The following is a 15,290-nucleotide window of genomic DNA, read 5'->3' as shown; positions in this document are numbered from 1 at the left end:
TTTATGGCAACTCACGAAAGGAGGGGCCATGACCAGCACCATCACCCAATGCGTCAACGAGATTTCCGCTGCGCTTCACACATTGAGCACGCTTTTCGACGACCCCTCCGCCCTCGCGTTCAACGACATCCGCCGCGACATGGAACGCCTAGAAGAACAATTTAAAAAGAAGGCAACCATTGACGCCGCATTCGCTTTTATTGCCGAACGCGACGACGCCGGCCGCATCGTCGGCGCCAACTACCCCAACGCATACCTACAGCAGTACCTCGACCTGTCGAAGGGCGAAGCCTACAACCGCCTCGAGCGCGGACGCCTGCTGTTCGGCCCACCGCCGGAACCTGCCGCTCCCCCGGTTGAGGAAGACCAGGATGACGACCTCTTTGGTGCCGCAGACGAGGACCACCAGGACCAACAGGAGCAGGAGCAGCAGGACCGTCAGAAGCAGCAGCAAGACGACGCCCGCAAGAACTCCTCCCAAGTCAGCGCCGAAAAGCAAGACATCATCCGGCGCGAACTGGACAAGCTGCTCAAGGCCGCCGCCGGTGAGCACACCCGCATCTACGCCGACGCCATGGCCGAAGCGCTCCTGCGCAGCCCGGAAGACCTCCGCCAGTTCGTCCGCCGCGCCGTGGCTGAAGCGAACCGGAAGCACGCTCCCCACTCCAATCCGAATGCGGGGTATGAGAACCGTGGTTTGTCGTTTGGTCGTCGTAAAGCAGATGGCACCGTTGATATCCACATCACCGCCACGGCCGGCGCCGCCGCGTTGATCAAGGCGCACGCTGATAGAGGCCTCGCACCGAACTCGAACCTGCCTGCAGAATTCCAGGACGAGAAGGACACCCGATCGCCTGGGCAGCGACGCTTCGACCAGTTCTTCGCCATCTTCCAGCAGTACGAACAGGACTGCCAGAAGAAAAACGGTGGGGCGGCTTCGGTAGTGATCTCGATGACGCTCGACGACCTTGCCGACGGCGACGCCTCCATGCTCTACGACACCAACACCGGCATCGAAGTCGACTGCTTCGACCTCATCCGCCTCGGCATGGACGGAACCACCGACTTCCTCCTCCAAGTCGACGGCGTCACCTCAGTGCCACTGTGGATGGGCCGGACCACACGACTCGCCTCAGTCGAACAGCGCATCGCAATGTTCGCCATCCAAGGCGTGTGCTCCTGGCTGGGCTGCACCACCCCAATGACGGAGTGCGAAGCCCACCACATCCTTGCCTGGATCAAGGGCGGCAACACGGACATCGAAAACCTCACCGGACTGTGCCGCGAACACCACAGGTGCAACAACGACAACAGAGACGGCTCCTTGAACAAGGGGTACATGGATTACGACCCCCAAACAGGCAAAGCCGGGTACCGAAAACACCCCTTTGACCCGCTGAAATACAACCAATCAGTACCCGCGAAACACTCCGCAGTCAGCAGAATTTACGCAGCCAAAGGAAGATGCGACTGCGCCCGGACCGGGACACTCGACCCTGCCTTTTACCCACCGGGCCACCCACCTGGTAGCCCACCGATGCCCAAAGGTGCCTAACGGTGCCTACCCTCGAAGGCATGCGTATTTTCACCGTCGGCCATTCCAACCTCGAGTTTGACCAGTTCACTGGCATGCTCGAGGCTTCCGGCGTGCGCGCCATTGTGGACGTGCGCAAACTCCCCGGCTCCAGGAAGTACCCCTGGTTCAACGACGACCACCTCGCCACACACCTACCCGAGCACGGCATCGCCTACTCCCGAAGCGAAGGCCTTACCGGGCGGCGCAACGTCTCCAAGACCATCCCCTTTGAGGTCAACGGAAACTGGCGCAACCGCAGCTTCCACAATTACGCGGACCACACGCTCGGCGACGAGTTCGCGCAAGCCCTCGCAGAACTCAGAGACCAGGCCGCGGAAACCCCAACGGCGATCATGTGCTCGGAAGCAGTGTGGTGGCGCTGCCACCGTCGCATCATCGCCGACCACCTCCTCGCCCACGGCGACGACGTGCAGCACATCATGGGCATGACCCAGCACGGCCCCACCCTAACCCCCGCGAAGCTCAACGACGGCGCCACCGTCGGCGACGACAAAAAGGTGCGCTACCCGGCGAAAGAAACCGAGTAGCACACCTCGAGTTTTAACCCTGTGCTCTAGCGAGAGTGGCTAGCGGGTGCGATTAGTTAGAACGGCGACGCAGCAGCACCAGGAAGCCAGCAACCACGAGGGCCAAGACGCCCACACCGATGGCGACGTTGCGCCAGGACGCCGATGGCTCAGCCTGCGATTCCGGAGAGGCGGTCGCGGAAGAGTCTGCCGCCTCACCACCAACAACGCTGCGGATCCACTCGGCCTGCTCAGCGACCGGCGCCACCGCGACGGCGGCGTTGGAGGTCATTTCCTCCTCGGTCGGGTTCTCGGGATCCTCAAACAGACCGGCCGACATGACGCCAGCGACCTTGCCGTCGGCGAAGATGGCGCCGCCGGAGTCGCCCGGCTGGATGCGGGCGCCGTTCTTGAGGGCGACCTCGAGGGCGGTTGGGGCGTCGAAAAGGGCGAGCGGGGAATCGCCACGCACCTCGGCCTCGGCGGAGGGCAGCTTGGTGGAGCCGCCCGAGCCGTCGGAGGACCAGCCGTAGATGTTGACTGCGCCAGCGGGGATCTCGTCGGCAACCTCTGCAAACGTGTCTAGCTGCATTTCCTCTTCGGTGTGGAGCAGGGCGATGTCGCCGCGCGGGGCGATCTCGTGGCGGTCGACCTTGTAGACGCGCTGGTCGTCGCCCTGGCCGGTGCGAACCGAGCCGCCCGGCTTTGCGGCAGCCTCGACGCAGTGGCGGGCGGTGATCACCCAGTGGGGGTCGATGGCGGTGCCGGTGCAGACGCCGTCGTCGGGGTCGGAGTCGTCGACACGCACGGAGACCACGGGCTTGGCCTCGTCGGCATCACCGGCGAAGGTGGTGCTTTCCATCGCCCATGCGGGCTGGGCGACGAGGGCGCCTGCGACGGCGAGGCTAGCTACGTACTTTTTCACGATTGTTCTCCTTCACTACCGCGGTGATGCGGCGAATTACAGTTTCAAGCGGCCCGCGCTTAAATTTCGCGAGCCATACATAAGCGATCACGATGGCGCCGCCCAGGGTCACCCACACGTTGAGCCACTCGGCGGTGAGCACGTGGATGCAGTACAGGGTCAGCGGCATCCGGCCCAGCGGGGCGAGCCATCCGAGCCAGCGCTGCGCCAGGCAGCACAGGGCGCAGATGCTTATCGACGCCCCCACGCTGCCCACAACGTCCATGAGTCCTCCGGTGTGGCCGGTGGCGTCGAGAAGCGGTGGCAACGGTGTGGTCCAGCGCAGCGCCACATCCAGGGCAAACAGCGCCCCGCCGACCACGAGGCCGGGCCACAACGGCATGTGGCGCTTGAACAGGATGCCGGCGATCATGAGCGTGGCCCACATCAAAAGCGGATACGGCCAGGACGACGGCGCGAGCACCGCCGAACCAAAGGTGAGTGCGCACGCGAGCCACAGCAACAAAGGCGTGTCCCAGCGTGGCGCCCAGGCGAGCAGCGCCATGCAGACCCCGATGGTGCCGAGCACCACCACGATCGACCCCGAAAATGGGGCGAGCGCGAAGTGCAGGGCGATCAGAAGGATGCCGCGCACGATGAACTCGGCGGGCTGGGCGCGCATGTACCCCATTGAGACACCGGCGATGAAGGCGAACAGCGCGGCCGGGAAGCCGAACAGCACCTGTGCGGTGATGCCGTCTTGGACGGTGAGGTGCGCGACCATCATGGCGACGAGTGCCACCGCGCGGGCGGCGTCGATTCCTACGTTTCGGGTCTGCATGGCTGTGGAAGTTACGCAACCAGATGTTGCGGTGACGTTAACGTGGACGCAACACCCCCGCCGATACGATCGGGGCCATGACAATTCGGGTACTTGTGGTCGACGACGAAGCCTATCTCGCCGACGCCATCGCCACCGCACTCAACAACGCGAACATGCAGGCCACCGCCGTGTATGACGGTGTAGAGGCGCGTTCGCGTATCGACGACACCCGCCCCGACGTCGTCGTCCTCGACCGGGACCTGCCGGGGTTGCATGGTGATGAGGTGTGCAGGTGGGTCGTCGATACGCATCCCGCGACCCGGGTGATCATGCTGACCGCATCCGGGTCCCTGGACGACAGGCTGGAAGGCTTCGGGCTCGGCGCGGACGACTATCTGCCCAAGCCGTTCGAGGTCCCGGAGCTGATCGCGCGGGTTAATGCGTTGGCGAAGCGCAACGCCCCGGCGCGCGGCGAGGTGTATCGGTGCGGGGATGTGCGCCTAGACACCTTTCGGCGCGAGGTCACCCGTGGTGGCGAGACTGTGCCGCTGAGCCCGAAGGAGTTCGCGGTGCTCGAGGTGCTCATGGAGGCCGACGGCGGGGTGATCTCTGCCGAGGACCTGCTCGCGGAGGCGTGGGACGAAAACGCGGACCCGTTCACTAACTCCCCGCGCGTGACGGTGTCGCACCTGCGCAAGAAGCTAGGCGAGCCGCGCATCGTGCACACCGTGGCCGGCGCCGGCTACTACGTGGCGGAGGAGGAACGATGAGGCTGAGTTTGCGGGCCCGCATTACGGTGATGTTCGTGGCCACGGTGCTTGGGATGGGGTTGGCTCTGATCGGGCTAGTGTATGCCTACCTGAAGCTCACCCCGGTGCCGGTAACGGCCACCTTCCCCACGGTGGAGGACGGTGTCATCATCGACGGTGCCGTGCCGATCACCAGCGAGATCCTGCGCCGCGTCCTCCTCGCCTCCCTGTCGGTACTTGCCCTGTTGACCCTGCTTGCGGGTGTGATCGGCTGGTTCGTGGCAGGCCTGGTGATCAAACCTCTTCGCGACATTGCCGACGACGCCGCCTCCGTCACCCGCGGCGACCTCTCAGCCCGCATCACCCACCATGGTCCCGACGACGAGGTCGGCGAACTCGCCGACGCGCTCAACGTCATGCTCGACGAATTGGCGGGCGCAGTGGAGCGCCAGCGCCGGTTCGCCTCCAACGCCTCCCATGAGTTGAAGACTCCGATCGCAACCATCCAGACCATGGCAGACGTGGCCCTGACCGGCGACGACGGCGGGCTGCGTCCCACGCTAACCCGCGTGCGCGAGGTCAACGCCCGCAGCGCCGACACCGTCGCCGCCCTACTCCAGCTGGCCAACGTGGACGTGCGCGACCGGCAGCGCCTCGACCTGGCAGAACTGTGCCGCGAGGTGTGCGCCGACCGCAACGTCCCCGCCGACGCCGTGCCCGTGACCGTGGACGCCTCCCCCACCCTGACCCGCCAGGCGGTGGACAACCTGGTGCGCAACGCACTCACCCACGGAAACAACCCCGCGCTCACCCTGCGCAAGGTGGGCAACGTCGCCGAGGTCACCGTGGAATCCGGCGGCGAGACCTACTCCGCGGCCGAAGTTTCAACCTGGACCGAACCATTCGCGCGCGCCGAACGCACCTCAGGCGCCGGCCACGGGCTCGGGCTGGCACTCGTCGATGCGATCGCAAACGCCCACGGCGGATCCCTGGTGCTTGCGCCGCGGGCCGGTGGTGGGCTCGTCGCAAAGCTATCGCTTCCGGCCTAAAGCTCCCGGATGTAGAGCAGCATGCGGGAGCCCGACTCGACGAAGTTTTGAAGTGACCATTAAAGTGTCGCGAGTGTCCCGGCAGGGCAGCACGAGAAAAGTTCGATATTGAGGAGGTTACGGTTGCGTCATTTCAGCCCACTATTCACGATGGGACCTGCACGACGCGACCACATCCCTGCCTTCCGCACCGCGCTCGGCGTGGCCATCCCGATGTTTACCCTGCTGGCGCTCGGCCGGCTAGACCTTGCTATCTACGCAAACTTCGGTGCATTTACCGGGGTGTATGGCCGCCACGCCACCCGCGAGATTCGCCTAAAGCACCACATTCTTGCCGGCACCGCACTGACCTTGATGGTGACGCTCGGCGCGACCATTGCGTGGTTTGATCTCAGCCCATGGGTCCTGCTGATTGTCACCTCTATTGCGTCGTCTGTGTGGGCGACGATCGCGCTGGCCACCGACATGAAGCCGACTGGCTCCGTGTTTGTGATTTTTGCCGTTGCTGCCGTCGGTTCCTTAAGTAACCCGGTCCACCCGCTGCTCGCCTTCGCCATCGCGGGCGGCGCGGCGCTGGTGTGCCTTGTTTTGGGTTTGTTCTCCCACCTCATCGGCGAAGGGCCGGGTGGCGACGCGAAGGAAAGCGAAATCCCCACCCGAGCCCCCGACGCAGGCCGCGTGCCGCGCCGCCGCCTTGCGGTCGAGGCAAACCGGTTCTTCTTCGCCCCGCTGCTCGCCGGCACCTTGGGACTGATCTCAGTGACGCTTGTCGACCCCCTCTCCCACTCCTACTGGGCCATGGTCGCTGCCGCCGCTCCCTTGGTGAACTCCCGGTTTAAGGTGCAGTACTTCCGTGCCATCGAGCGTGTCCTTGGCACCCTGACCGGCATCGCTGTGACCGGCTTCCTCCTGTCGCACCATCCGCAGGGCTGGCAGATTGTGGTGTGGATCGTCATCCTGCAGTACCTGACCGAGATGTACGTGACCCGCAACTACACCATCGCCGCCAGCTTCATCACCCCGACCGCGCTTTTGATGGTGCAAGTTGTCGACGCCGCCCCAGTCGTCCCAATGCTGCTCGCCCGCACCGCAGAAACCATGCTCGGCGCGGTGGCTGCTTTGGCGATCATCGCGGTGGGATACGTGCGCAAGTACCCCACCGTGGTGCTTCCGCGGAAGGTGAGTTAGCGGGGGCCGTCTCCGGTGCTGATGTTCCATGCGAGCTCGAATTTATCCTCGAGCATTCCGAAATGCGCACCCCATGGCGCCAGCGCGAAGGGCATAGTGACCTTGCCGCCGCCTGCGGTAAGGCGTTCGATGAGACGCTCGCCTTCTTCCACCGACTCAACGTCGGCGGTGAATCCAAACACGCCACGGTCGAGAGCGCCTTTCTGATTTTGCAGGTCGTCGCCGCCAAACACGCCGTGATAAAACTCGAGCGCCTCTCAGGCATTGCCGGGGATCGAAACGTAAAGCGATGTCTTCATGCGCGCCAGTGTAAGCGGAAGTCGTCGAGCCCTCGATTGACCATTGCACGCCAGTCACCCGCTGAATACACTGTATTCAGTTTGATGAAAGGGGTACCCATGGCAACGATGACAATCCGGATGGATGACAATGATGCCGAGCTAGTGCGCAAGTACGCGCGCTTCGAGGGCGTAACTATTTCCGACTTCGCCCGCGATGCGATCTTGGAGAAAATTGAGGATGCGCACGATTTACAGGAGCTTCGCGACGCAATCGCTCACGACACCGGCGAGCGCTACAGTCTCGACGAAATTCTGGCCGACCTCGATCAGTAGCAACTTTCAATGAACGCAGCGGCAGGAGAGTACAAGGTCGAATTCACAGCCCGCGCCCGCAAACAGTTGAAGAAGATGGACCGCTTCGACGCGCGGATCATCGCCACCTGGATCAAAGACAACTTGGAAGGTTGCACCAACCCACGAGCATTTGGGAAAGGGCTCATCGCGAATCGGTCCGGCGAGTGGCGCTACCGCGTCGGCACATACCGAATCCTCGCTCTCATCAACGAAGGCACAATCACAATCGAAGTGCTTTCAATCGGTCATCGCCGCGAGATCTATCGCGATTTTTAGCTCGGACGTAGGGTGGGCGGCATGAACGACCTGACCATCGCGCCCGGCCCGGGGATCCCCGGCGGCGTGGTCATCGCGGCCGCCGACCTGACGGAGCGGTTCGCAAAGTCGTCGGGGCCGGGCGGCCAGGGCGTCAATACCACCGACAGCAAGGTACAGCTTTCCCTCGACATCGCCGCATGCGCATCGCTTACCGACGCCCAACGTCGCCGCATCTTGCGCAACCTCGAGCATCGCCTAGACGGCACCGTCCTCACCGTGGCAGCGTCGTCCCAGCGGTCACAGGTCCGCAACCGTGCCGAGGCGCGCGAGCGGTTGGCCGCCCTGCTGCGCGAGGCGCTCGCCCCGCCGCCTCCCCCGCGGCGCAAGACGAAGCCGACCAGGGGCTCGGTGCGGCGCCGTCGAGAAGCGAAGATGCGTCGCTCGGAGCTGAAGTCCATGAGGAAGCGGCCCCAGATTCCTTAGAGCTGTCACCATCGACCACAAGCGCCCTGGGCCAGTAGGCTTCAGCGCATGGAACGGACTTACACATGGCAGCATGTAGACAACCCCTTAATCCAGAACGAAGCAAGGGTGCAGTTCCACCAAACTGGCTTGACGGCTAGCGGTACCCAGGTCGGGGAAGGTTACAAAGCCGCCTGGGATCTGAGGGCTGTAGAAAACTGGGTAACTCAAAACGTGGTGGCCAACGTCGTGGGCGAAGGTTGGGAGCGTCACCTTAAGCTCACACGGTCCGAAGAAGGCGAGTGGAAATCGACTACTAAAGAATCAGGCACCCAGCCGGACCACCTCCCGTCACCGGGTCTTGTACAACCAGCTGATCTGGAAACTGCAGTGGACTGTGACCTGGGTCTATGCCCCTTGACAAACACGATGCCCATTCGGCGCCTCGGGTTGCTCGAAGAGAATGTCCCCAAGACTCCGCTCATCATGGCCTGGATCGATATGCCCTCTCTCCAGGTAATCGCCTCGGATCAGTACTACAGTTCAATCGACTCACACAAAGTTCGCTACGCAAGCGGAACACGAGGAGTCGATGTAGAGCTCGAAGTCGACGAAGATGGGGTTGTCGTCTACTACCCCGACATGGCGCGACGCATTTAAAGTCGCTGACCTGCTACGCCGAGGCAGCCTGGAGCGGCTGAATCCGTTCGATTTCCGCCAGGATTTTGTCTTCTGCCACATCCAGGTCGTACTGGGCCTGTAACCCAAGCCAGAACTGGGGGCTCATCCCGAAAAACTTCGCCAAACGAAGGGCAGTGTCAGCGGTTACAGCGCGCTTACCGTGAACAATTTCGTTGATCCGGCGGGGCGGAACGCCGATGGAGACGGCCAGCTTGTGCTGGGTGATCTCCATTTCCTTGAGAAAGTCCTCCATAAGGATCTCACCCGGGTGAACCGGAGGGAGCTTGTCAGTGGTAGTCAACGATCTCAACCTCCTCTGGCCCCGCGGCGGACCACCGAAAACAGATCCGCCACTGGTCGTTGATTCGAATGCTGAACTGACCCCGCCGGTCGCCTTTCAAGGCCTCGAGCCGGTTTCCCGGAGGAATCCGTAACTCATCGAGAGTCTGCGCGTACCCAAGCTGGCGAAGCTTGCGCAGCGCTACTGAGTGAATGCGGGAATCGATCGAGCGGACCCGCTCTCGATTCCACAGACGCTCAGTGTCCTTGTCAGCGAATGACTGGATCATGTCTCACCCTATCCCCCATAACGCGAAGCGTCAATAACGCACAACGTTAAGTTTGTGCTCGCCCGAATACAAATGCACACCCACTTTACGCAACCACACCGTCGCAAGCTCCGCATTACGGTGGCTACCGTGAAGACAATAAAACGGGAAGCCGATCAGTGAAGATCAGGTTGATGCTTGGGTCGCCGAAGCCGAAAAAGGCTACGACATCGAGTTCTTGCGCTCTCGCGGGAGTGACCCTCGCGATTCAATACGCTCCACTACGCCGGAAGGCTGAGTCCCCGCCCGGACACCATGCTGCGGTTTCTTAGCCCCGCCCCCATAATGATGCCCATGAGCGACCCCAACTTCACGATCCGCCAGATCACTTTCGACTGCCTCGAACCGTCCCAGCTCGCCGAGTTTTGGTCCGCCGCCACAGGTTGCGAAATCGCCGCGGATTACGGCGATTTCGTGATGGTTGATTCCACCCCAGCGCTAGGGTTTCAGCGCGTTGACGATCCCACGCCTGGCAAGAACCGCATGCACATCGACGCTGGCGGGGCGGAGCGCGAATCCTTAGTAGAGCGCCTCAAAGGCTTGGGCGCAACCGAACTCGGCACCCACAAAGCACCGGGATTGGTGTGGACCGTCATGCAGGATCCAGAGGGCAACGAGTTCTGTGTGGGCAGCCCCGAGGCCTAGCTACACGTTGAACTTGAACTCCACGGTATGTCGTTGCAAAGTTACCCCCTCTCGTTAACACCATCAAAAGGAGTGTTATCCAATGAAAGCGTTCGGCTTCTTAAGCTTCGGGCATTACGCCTTCGGCAGCTAGTGCGGGCCATCTGCGGAAAAGATCGCCAAGACTCGTCTGGAGATCACCCAAGCTGCGGACAAAATCGGCGTGAACAACGCGTCCTTCCGAGTCCACCACTTCGCACTGCAGGCCTCCGCCCCGATGCCGCTGCTGTGTGCTATCGCGGCCACCACCAAAATCATCGAGGTGGGCACCGGCGGCATCGACATACGCTAGCGCATATCGGGGTTGTAGCGTTTGAGCCATTGACTCCCGCCGTCTACAAGTACCTACACACTTGATCGGTGCTGCACGTTTCAGGATCCGGGTGCGCGGCGTCCTGGCTAAGGTCCGCGATAGTGTCGCGCAGCACGGAGAGCTGCGCGATCTGCTGCTCGATCTCAGCGAGGCGCACGTCAAGCAGGTCGCGCACGTGCTCGCAGGGCGCATGGCCGCCGTCGCGGATGTCGAGGATCTGGCGGATCTGGGCGAGAGTGAGACCCGCGGCCTGGCCGCGGTGGATGAAGTCGATCCGAGCGACCGTCTCGGGCGCGTAGTCGCGGTATCCGGACGGCGTGCGCTCGGTCGGGGGCAGAAGGCCCTGTTCCTCGTAGAAGCGAAGGGTCTTCGCGGTAGTGCCCGCCCTCTCGGCGAGTTCTCCGATCCACATTGCTGTCTCCTTCCGTGGCCGCGCTTGACCTTCCCCTGCACTGGAAGGCCCAGTATGGCTGAGACAGAGCAGAAAGCCAAGAGTTGACAGGAGTAGCGATGCCTACGAAGTACGATCTCGCCATCATCGGATCGGGAGGCGGCGCGTTCGCCGCTGCGATCCGCGCCAGCACGCTCGGGAAGTCGGTGGTGATGATCGAGCGCGGGACGCTCGGCGGCACCTGCGTGAACACGGGCTGCGTCCCGTCGAAGGCGCTCATTGCCGCGGCCGGCGCGCGGCACGTCGCGGTCGATGCCGCAACCCGGTTCCCCGGGATCGCGACGACGGCGGATCCCGTCGACATGCCCGCGCTGATCGCTGGGAAGCAAGCGTTGGTGGAGTCGCTGCGCGGCGAGAAGTACGCCGACGTCGCCGACTCCTACGGCTGGCAGGTCCTCCGCGGCGACGCCTCGTTCGTGGGCACCCCTGATGCGCCGGTTCTCGATGTTGCCGGATCCGACGGAAGCGTCGAGACCATCGAGGCCCACCACTACCTGGTCGCGACTGGTTCTCGCCCGTGGGCACCGCCGATCGACGGCCTGAAGGAGACCGGATACCTGACCTCGACCACGGCGATGGAGCTGACGGAGGTCCCCGAGTCGCTGCTGGTGCTCGGCGGCGGCTACGTCGCCCTGGAGCAGGCGCAGCTGTTCGCCCGCCTCGGCTCGCAGGTCACGCTGCTCGTGCGGTCCCGGCTCGCCTCGAAGGAGGAACCGGAGGTGTCGAAGGCGCTCCAGGAGGTGTTCGCCGACGGGGGCATCCGCGTCGTCAGCCGCGCAGTGCCCACCCGGGTCTCCCGCGGCACGGGAGGCGAGGCCGTCGTGACCGCCGCCTTGTCCGGTGGCTCGCAGGAGTTCCGCGCCGACCAGGTCCTGGTCGCCCTCGGACGCCGTCCCGTCACCGATGGCCTGAACCTCGATGCGGTCGGGGTGAATACCGGAGACTCCGGCGAGGTGGTCGTCTCCGACCGGCTGCAGTCCTCGAACCCGCGGGTCTGGGCCGCGGGCGACGTGACCGGGCACCCCGAGTTCGTCTACGTCGCCGCCCACCACGGCACCCTCGTCGCCGAGAACGCGTTCGCAGACGCCGACCGGTCCGTCGACTACGCCCGCCTGCCGCGGGTGACGTTCACCGGGCCCGCGATCGGCGCGGTCGGGATGACCGAGAAGGACGTCCTCGCCGCGGGGATCCACTGCGACTGCCGCGTCCTGCCCCTGCACCACGTGCCCCGCGCCTTGGTCAACCGCGACACCCGCGGGTTCATCAAGATCGTCGTGAACGCCGAGACGAAAGAGATCCTCGGCCTGACCGCCGTCGCCAAGGACGCCGGGGAGCTCGCCGCCGCAGGCGTCCACGTGCTCGGCAGGACCGTCGCCGAGGTCGCCAACGCCTGGGCCCCCTACCTGACCATGGCCGAGGGCATCCGAATCGCCGCGAAGGCCTTCACCACCGACCCGTCGCTGCTGTCGTGCTGCGCATGAACGGCAACGCAGGCAATCGGGGAGATCTCATCCTGAAGCAGACGATGAGCGCCGATCAGGACCGCGACGAATGGCGCGCCGGTCCCGTCGTCGCTGCAGTGACCGGGCTGCTCTTGCTGGCATGCTGCGCGCTTCCGTCGCTGCTCTGCTGCGGCCTGCCGTTCATCGCGGCGGGCGGAGCACTCGCAGGCGTCGGTGGGCTCCTCGGTAATCCCTGGATCATCGGTGCCGGGACCGCCGTCGTGATGGCCGTCATGGCGGGGATGCTCGTCAGGCTACGGCGGCGGCACCGGCGCCGCAGGTCCGGCTGCTGCGAAAATCCTTCGACCGCTGATCGGAACCGGTAGTTCGAGCGGATCCAGCGATCACTGCCACCTGCGGAGGCCGCTGAAATCGAAGCCCGACGGGAGAAGGAGGAGCAAAAAGCGTTCGAATCAACCGGTGACGAGGATAATACTGAGGCTGGATCCCGGCCGTCGCGACGCGGTCTCCGCTTCCGCCGAGACGAGAAAGGGTTGTGGGCACCTAGGCTGGGCGGCATGAACGACATGACCATAGCACCCGGCCCGGGGATCCCCGACGGTGCGGTCATCGCCGCCGATCTCGCGGAGCGTTTCGCGAAATCGTCGACTCCGGGCGGCCAGGGCGTCAACACGACGGACGGCAAAGTCCAGCTTTCCATCGATGTCGCGGAATGCGCATCGCTTACCGACGCCCAGCGTCACCGTATCCCGCGCAACCTCGAGCACCGCCTAGACGGCTCCGTCTTTACCGTGACTGCGTCGACTCAGCGGTCTGTGTTTCGCTAGTGGTCCTCTCGCCTGCACCTGCGACACAGCCTCGTGCCCCCGGGCCGTAGCGTTCGGGGGAGCACAATAGCCCCAGTCTTCATCACGTCCCGGGATCAAAGAGTTCATCGCAGAGGTTAAGCACTACACGTTGAACTTGAACTCGACGGAGTGTCGTCGATAAATAACCATTTGATGCGCGCGTGCGGAATTAACAACGAAATACCGCTAAAACAGACAACATATGGGGTGCACAGAAACACATATAAGTTCTGCGGAAAACCTATAGGGTGCGTCGCTAAAAACCGCTGTGCGCGAAAAACATAAAGGGTTTACGGACCCGGTCCCAGACCCCTCAATACTCTGAGCCGGAAGAATGGAAAGTGGAAGGTTGATGTATCCCCACTATTTATTTTTTCCGTTTTTCGGAGTACATCGGGAGCTACAACTGCGGACCAGCTCTGTGTGAACTAGATGAGAAGGCGCAGCAGCGAATCATCGACGCTGGACAGTTGGTGCTGCGGGCACGCGAGCGGCACCCCCAGCGGTCACTCGCGGAGCACTACAACCCGTTATCGATGGACCCAATTCTGCTCAAGGCTCACAACAACTTGGACCGGGAAGTCGATAAGGCTTTCGATGTGGCACGCAAACTCACCAACGAGCGCCAGCGCCAGGAGCTACTGTTCGCCAGCTACGGGGAGTTGGCGAGGGGCTATGTCTCCTCGCTTTCATCAAAATCGAAACCACCAGCAGGGTCGTTCCCCGTGCGGGTGATTTTGATCGGTCCCGCTGCTGGGTGTAGAACCCTGTCGCTGGCAACGCCGGGAACTATGACTGTGCCCGACGAGAACACGTCACTGCCATAACGCGGCTCACGGTAGACGAACATGGGTCGTTCACTACTACTGGTGGATTTCGGTTTTGGTGGTGGGGGGATTACCGCCGCCGGCCTCGATTTTTCCGTTGAGGAGGGCGTTGACTACTTCCCGATTGTGAAATGGGCCGATGGCGCGGTGAAGAGGAACCAGTCACCTGGAAGAGATCGATCCAGTCGCTGGTGTGCAATCTGGGAGGTAGGGTTGCGGGGTCGATTCCTCGCGAGCGCAACCATGATTGTGTCTCTGAACGTGATGAAAACAACCCTGCCCTTCGGAGAATTTCCCCTATCCCGCGTCCCCGGGCGGTGAAAACGGTGTGCACCATCGCCTGAAAGGCTTTGCGTTGCTCTATCGGGATCTTCGGGTCACCCACCCGGCGGATCACTAAGATCCCCCCGTCAACGTTTGGCTGTGGCCGGAAAGCAAACCTTGGTACTCGGGAACCAAGGTGAAACGTGAACCACGGGGACCACTGAGCTGTCATCATCGTGCTTGCACCTACCCCGGCCCGGCGGCGAGCGACTTCCCACTGCATGAGGAGTACAGCGTCAGTCCATGCCGGCGCATGCAACAACTTTCGAAGAATGGCAGTGGTGAGGTGAAAGGGAATGTTTCCCACAATGACGCAGGGAGTGGCGGGTAACCGGAAGTTGAGGAAATCATCATGGACCACTTCGACCGACGCCGAGGCGGTCTTTTTTGTGAGTTTGGCAGCTAGTTTTGCGTCTACCTCAACTGCCGTTATTGCCCTCCCCAAGTGGGATATCGGGTGGGTGAGGGCACCGCTTCCTGGCCCGATCTCAATGATGGGGCCGGAGGTTTGTTTTACAAGATCGACGATGGAGTTGATGATCTTGTGGTCTGTGAGAAAATTTTGGCCATGTTCGTGACGGCCGTATCCGTATGTAGACATTAGGTGTGCTCCGTGGAGTTGAAACGGAGCCGGGCATGGCAAATGGCCGCCCGGCTAAAGGACCGGAGCGGTTTCTAACCTGCGGGAGGGAGAAAACCGCCTTAGCGGCTGGTGAGCGGCCGCATGAAAACGGAACCTGAAATCAACATGGGCCTATCGTATCCAATTAATTTCGCAGGGTCCAATACGGTGAGAAAGAAGACAACCGCACCGCAACAGTGCAAGACCTCTCTGGATTGGAATTTGTCCTACCTTCGGCTCGTCGTACAGACGCCACTGGCGTATTTTGTCTCTGGGCAACGAGGGGGAGTTACCCCCA

General features: G+C 62.7%; 20 protein-coding genes and 2 pseudogenes. 15 read left to right on the top strand and 7 right to left on the bottom strand.

Features of this window, described 5'->3' with window-relative positions; genetic code table 11:
- Positions 1 to 28: 28 nt before the first annotated feature.
- Complete coding sequence (locus HMPREF3120_RS09405; RefSeq protein WP_070452648.1) at positions 29 to 1,555, top strand: HNH endonuclease signature motif containing protein; 1,527 nt, start codon at positions 29 to 31, stop codon at positions 1,553 to 1,555.
- 20 nt (positions 1,556 to 1,575) lie between these two features.
- Positions 1,576 to 2,124 carry a DUF488 domain-containing protein gene (locus tag HMPREF3120_RS09400; protein WP_070452765.1) on the top strand — a complete coding sequence of 183 codons (549 nt, stop codon included), beginning with the start codon at positions 1,576 to 1,578 and terminating at the stop codon, positions 2,122 to 2,124.
- A 52-nt stretch (positions 2,125 to 2,176) separates the two neighbouring features.
- Here the strand turns inward: HMPREF3120_RS09400 and HMPREF3120_RS09395 are convergent, their stop codons facing one another.
- On the bottom strand, positions 2,177 to 3,028 hold the full coding sequence (locus tag HMPREF3120_RS09395; RefSeq protein WP_070452644.1) for a trypsin-like serine protease: 852 nt from the start codon (positions 3,026 to 3,028) through the stop codon (positions 2,177 to 2,179).
- Positions 3,009 to 3,848: a DUF418 domain-containing protein gene (locus tag HMPREF3120_RS09390; protein WP_070452641.1), complete on the bottom strand. Its 840-nt coding sequence runs from the start codon at positions 3,846 to 3,848 to the stop codon at positions 3,009 to 3,011. The genes HMPREF3120_RS09395 and HMPREF3120_RS09390 overlap by 20 nt, the downstream gene beginning before the upstream one ends.
- A gap of 83 nt (positions 3,849 to 3,931) precedes the next feature.
- On the opposite strand from HMPREF3120_RS09390, the gene HMPREF3120_RS09385 reads away from it, so the two are divergent.
- From HMPREF3120_RS09385 to HMPREF3120_RS09375, 3 genes are all read left to right on the top strand, one after another.
- Positions 3,932 to 4,600: a response regulator transcription factor gene (locus HMPREF3120_RS09385; protein ID WP_208856611.1), complete on the top strand. Its 669-nt coding sequence runs from the start codon at positions 3,932 to 3,934 to the stop codon at positions 4,598 to 4,600.
- On the top strand, positions 4,597 to 5,628 hold the full coding sequence (locus tag HMPREF3120_RS09380; RefSeq protein WP_070452635.1) for a sensor histidine kinase: 1,032 nt from the start codon (positions 4,597 to 4,599) through the stop codon (positions 5,626 to 5,628). Before HMPREF3120_RS09385 ends, HMPREF3120_RS09380 begins: the two co-directional genes overlap by 4 nt.
- Before the next feature lie 150 nt (positions 5,629 to 5,778).
- Entirely contained in the window at positions 5,779 to 6,816 is a 1,038-nt protein-coding gene (locus tag HMPREF3120_RS09375) for an FUSC family protein (RefSeq protein WP_083284866.1), read from the top strand.
- On the opposite strand, the gene HMPREF3120_RS09370 is transcribed toward HMPREF3120_RS09375, so the two are convergent.
- Positions 6,813 to 7,049 carry a VOC family protein gene (locus HMPREF3120_RS09370; RefSeq protein ID WP_070452630.1) on the bottom strand — a complete coding sequence of 79 codons (237 nt, stop codon included), beginning with the start codon at positions 7,047 to 7,049 and terminating at the stop codon, positions 6,813 to 6,815. The genes HMPREF3120_RS09375 and HMPREF3120_RS09370 overlap by 4 nt on opposite strands.
- Positions 7,050 to 7,214: 165 nt before the next feature.
- On the opposite strand from HMPREF3120_RS09370, the gene relB reads away from it, so the two are divergent.
- The 4 genes from relB to HMPREF3120_RS09350 are packed head-to-tail and all read left to right on the top strand — an operon-like array spanning position 7,215 to position 8,831.
- Positions 7,215 to 7,430, top strand: a complete 216-nt coding sequence (gene relB / locus HMPREF3120_RS09365) for a type II toxin-antitoxin system RelB family antitoxin (protein WP_070452628.1) — start codon at positions 7,215 to 7,217, stop codon at positions 7,428 to 7,430.
- A 9-nt stretch (positions 7,431 to 7,439) separates the two neighbouring features.
- Positions 7,440 to 7,727, top strand: a complete 288-nt coding sequence (locus tag HMPREF3120_RS09360; protein ID WP_070452625.1) for a type II toxin-antitoxin system RelE family toxin — start codon at positions 7,440 to 7,442, stop codon at positions 7,725 to 7,727.
- 21 nt (positions 7,728 to 7,748) lie between these two features.
- A complete protein-coding gene (gene arfB / locus HMPREF3120_RS09355) occupies positions 7,749 to 8,192 on the top strand; it encodes an alternative ribosome rescue aminoacyl-tRNA hydrolase ArfB (RefSeq protein ID WP_070452622.1) in 444 nt (147 codons plus the stop codon).
- A gap of 48 nt (positions 8,193 to 8,240) precedes the next feature.
- Entirely contained in the window at positions 8,241 to 8,831 is a 591-nt protein-coding gene (locus HMPREF3120_RS09350; RefSeq protein ID WP_083284865.1) for a putative glycolipid-binding domain-containing protein, read from the top strand.
- A gap of 13 nt (positions 8,832 to 8,844) precedes the next feature.
- On the opposite strand, the gene HMPREF3120_RS09345 is transcribed toward HMPREF3120_RS09350, so the two are convergent.
- Both HMPREF3120_RS09345 and HMPREF3120_RS09340 read right to left on the bottom strand, forming a co-directional pair.
- Positions 8,845 to 9,105: a HigA family addiction module antitoxin gene (locus HMPREF3120_RS09345; protein ID WP_070452758.1), complete on the bottom strand. Its 261-nt coding sequence runs from the start codon at positions 9,103 to 9,105 to the stop codon at positions 8,845 to 8,847.
- 34 nt (positions 9,106 to 9,139) lie between these two features.
- Positions 9,140 to 9,421: a type II toxin-antitoxin system RelE/ParE family toxin gene (locus HMPREF3120_RS09340; protein WP_005290974.1), complete on the bottom strand. Its 282-nt coding sequence runs from the start codon at positions 9,419 to 9,421 to the stop codon at positions 9,140 to 9,142.
- Positions 9,422 to 9,754: 333 nt separating this feature from the next.
- Between HMPREF3120_RS09340 and HMPREF3120_RS09335 the strand changes: the two genes are divergently transcribed.
- Positions 9,755 to 10,105 carry a VOC family protein gene (locus HMPREF3120_RS09335; protein WP_070452620.1) on the top strand — a complete coding sequence of 117 codons (351 nt, stop codon included), beginning with the start codon at positions 9,755 to 9,757 and terminating at the stop codon, positions 10,103 to 10,105.
- Positions 10,106 to 10,187: 82 nt separating this feature from the next.
- A pseudogene (locus tag HMPREF3120_RS12405) lies at positions 10,188 to 10,433 on the top strand (alkane 1-monooxygenase); the annotation flags it as partial.
- Positions 10,434 to 10,479: 46 nt separating this feature from the next.
- Here the strand turns inward: HMPREF3120_RS12405 and HMPREF3120_RS09325 are convergent.
- The gene (locus HMPREF3120_RS09325; protein ID WP_005290994.1) at positions 10,480 to 10,869 is read right to left on the bottom strand and encodes a heavy metal-responsive transcriptional regulator; all 390 of its coding nucleotides are present in this window, start codon (positions 10,867 to 10,869) and stop codon (positions 10,480 to 10,482) included.
- A 98-nt stretch (positions 10,870 to 10,967) separates the two neighbouring features.
- Between HMPREF3120_RS09325 and merA the strand changes: the two genes are divergently transcribed.
- From merA to HMPREF3120_RS12400, 4 genes and pseudogenes are all read left to right on the top strand, one after another.
- Positions 10,968 to 12,389, top strand: coding sequence for a mercury(II) reductase (gene merA, locus HMPREF3120_RS09320; protein WP_070452615.1), 1,422 nt, complete (start codon positions 10,968 to 10,970; stop codon positions 12,387 to 12,389).
- Entirely contained in the window at positions 12,386 to 12,736 is a 351-nt protein-coding gene (locus HMPREF3120_RS09315; protein WP_005293255.1) for a hypothetical protein, read from the top strand. Before merA ends, HMPREF3120_RS09315 begins: the two co-directional genes overlap by 4 nt.
- Positions 12,737 to 12,928: 192 nt before the next feature.
- A pseudogene (locus HMPREF3120_RS09310) lies at positions 12,929 to 13,318 on the top strand (peptide chain release factor I).
- A gap of 374 nt (positions 13,319 to 13,692) precedes the next feature.
- Positions 13,693 to 14,046, top strand: a complete 354-nt coding sequence (locus HMPREF3120_RS12400; protein ID WP_016423158.1) for a type IIL restriction-modification enzyme MmeI — start codon at positions 13,693 to 13,695, stop codon at positions 14,044 to 14,046.
- A 70-nt stretch (positions 14,047 to 14,116) separates the two neighbouring features.
- On the opposite strand, the gene erm is transcribed toward HMPREF3120_RS12400, so the two are convergent.
- Positions 14,117 to 14,971 carry a 23S ribosomal RNA methyltransferase Erm gene (gene erm, locus HMPREF3120_RS09300; protein WP_070452609.1) on the bottom strand — a complete coding sequence of 285 codons (855 nt, stop codon included), beginning with the start codon at positions 14,969 to 14,971 and terminating at the stop codon, positions 14,117 to 14,119.
- Positions 14,972 to 15,290: the final 319 nt, after the last annotated feature.

It is taken from the genome of Corynebacterium sp. HMSC11D10 (genome assembly GCF_001806995.1).
GTDB classification, from domain to species: domain Bacteria; phylum Actinomycetota; class Actinomycetes; order Mycobacteriales; family Mycobacteriaceae; genus Corynebacterium; species Corynebacterium coyleae.
The sequence above is the reverse complement of the archived record's forward strand: the minus strand, read 5'-3'. Positions and strand labels throughout refer to the sequence as shown.

Bases quoted from the DNA above. Each gene is read 5' to 3' on its own strand.
- HMPREF3120_RS09405 (WP_070452648.1), top strand. From the start codon at position 29: ATGACCAGCACCATCACCCAATGCGTCAACGAGATTTCCGCTGCGCTT.
- HMPREF3120_RS09400 (WP_070452765.1), top strand. From the start codon at position 1,576: ATGCGTATTTTCACCGTCGGCCATTCCAACCTCGAGTTTGACCAGTTC.
- HMPREF3120_RS09390 (WP_070452641.1), bottom strand. From the start codon at position 3,848: ATGCAGACCCGAAACGTAGGAATCGACGCCGCCCGCGCGGTGGCACTC.
- HMPREF3120_RS09380 (WP_070452635.1), top strand. From the start codon at position 4,597: ATGAGGCTGAGTTTGCGGGCCCGCATTACGGTGATGTTCGTGGCCACG.
- HMPREF3120_RS09375 (WP_083284866.1), top strand. From the start codon at position 5,779: ATGGGACCTGCACGACGCGACCACATCCCTGCCTTCCGCACCGCGCTC.
- relB (WP_070452628.1), top strand. From the start codon at position 7,215: ATGGCAACGATGACAATCCGGATGGATGACAATGATGCCGAGCTAGTG.
- HMPREF3120_RS09360 (WP_070452625.1), top strand. From the start codon at position 7,440: ATGAACGCAGCGGCAGGAGAGTACAAGGTCGAATTCACAGCCCGCGCC.
- arfB (WP_070452622.1), top strand. From the start codon at position 7,749: ATGAACGACCTGACCATCGCGCCCGGCCCGGGGATCCCCGGCGGCGTG.
- HMPREF3120_RS09350 (WP_083284865.1), top strand. From the start codon at position 8,241: ATGGAACGGACTTACACATGGCAGCATGTAGACAACCCCTTAATCCAG.
- HMPREF3120_RS09345 (WP_070452758.1), bottom strand. From the start codon at position 9,105: ATGGAGGACTTTCTCAAGGAAATGGAGATCACCCAGCACAAGCTGGCC.
- HMPREF3120_RS09340 (WP_005290974.1), bottom strand. From the start codon at position 9,421: ATGATCCAGTCATTCGCTGACAAGGACACTGAGCGTCTGTGGAATCGA.
- HMPREF3120_RS09335 (WP_070452620.1), top strand. From the start codon at position 9,755: ATGAGCGACCCCAACTTCACGATCCGCCAGATCACTTTCGACTGCCTC.
- HMPREF3120_RS09325 (WP_005290994.1), bottom strand. From the start codon at position 10,869: ATGTGGATCGGAGAACTCGCCGAGAGGGCGGGCACTACCGCGAAGACC.
- merA (WP_070452615.1), top strand. From the start codon at position 10,968: ATGCCTACGAAGTACGATCTCGCCATCATCGGATCGGGAGGCGGCGCG.
- HMPREF3120_RS09315 (WP_005293255.1), top strand. From the start codon at position 12,386: ATGAACGGCAACGCAGGCAATCGGGGAGATCTCATCCTGAAGCAGACG.
- erm (WP_070452609.1), bottom strand. From the start codon at position 14,971: ATGTCTACATACGGATACGGCCGTCACGAACATGGCCAAAATTTTCTC.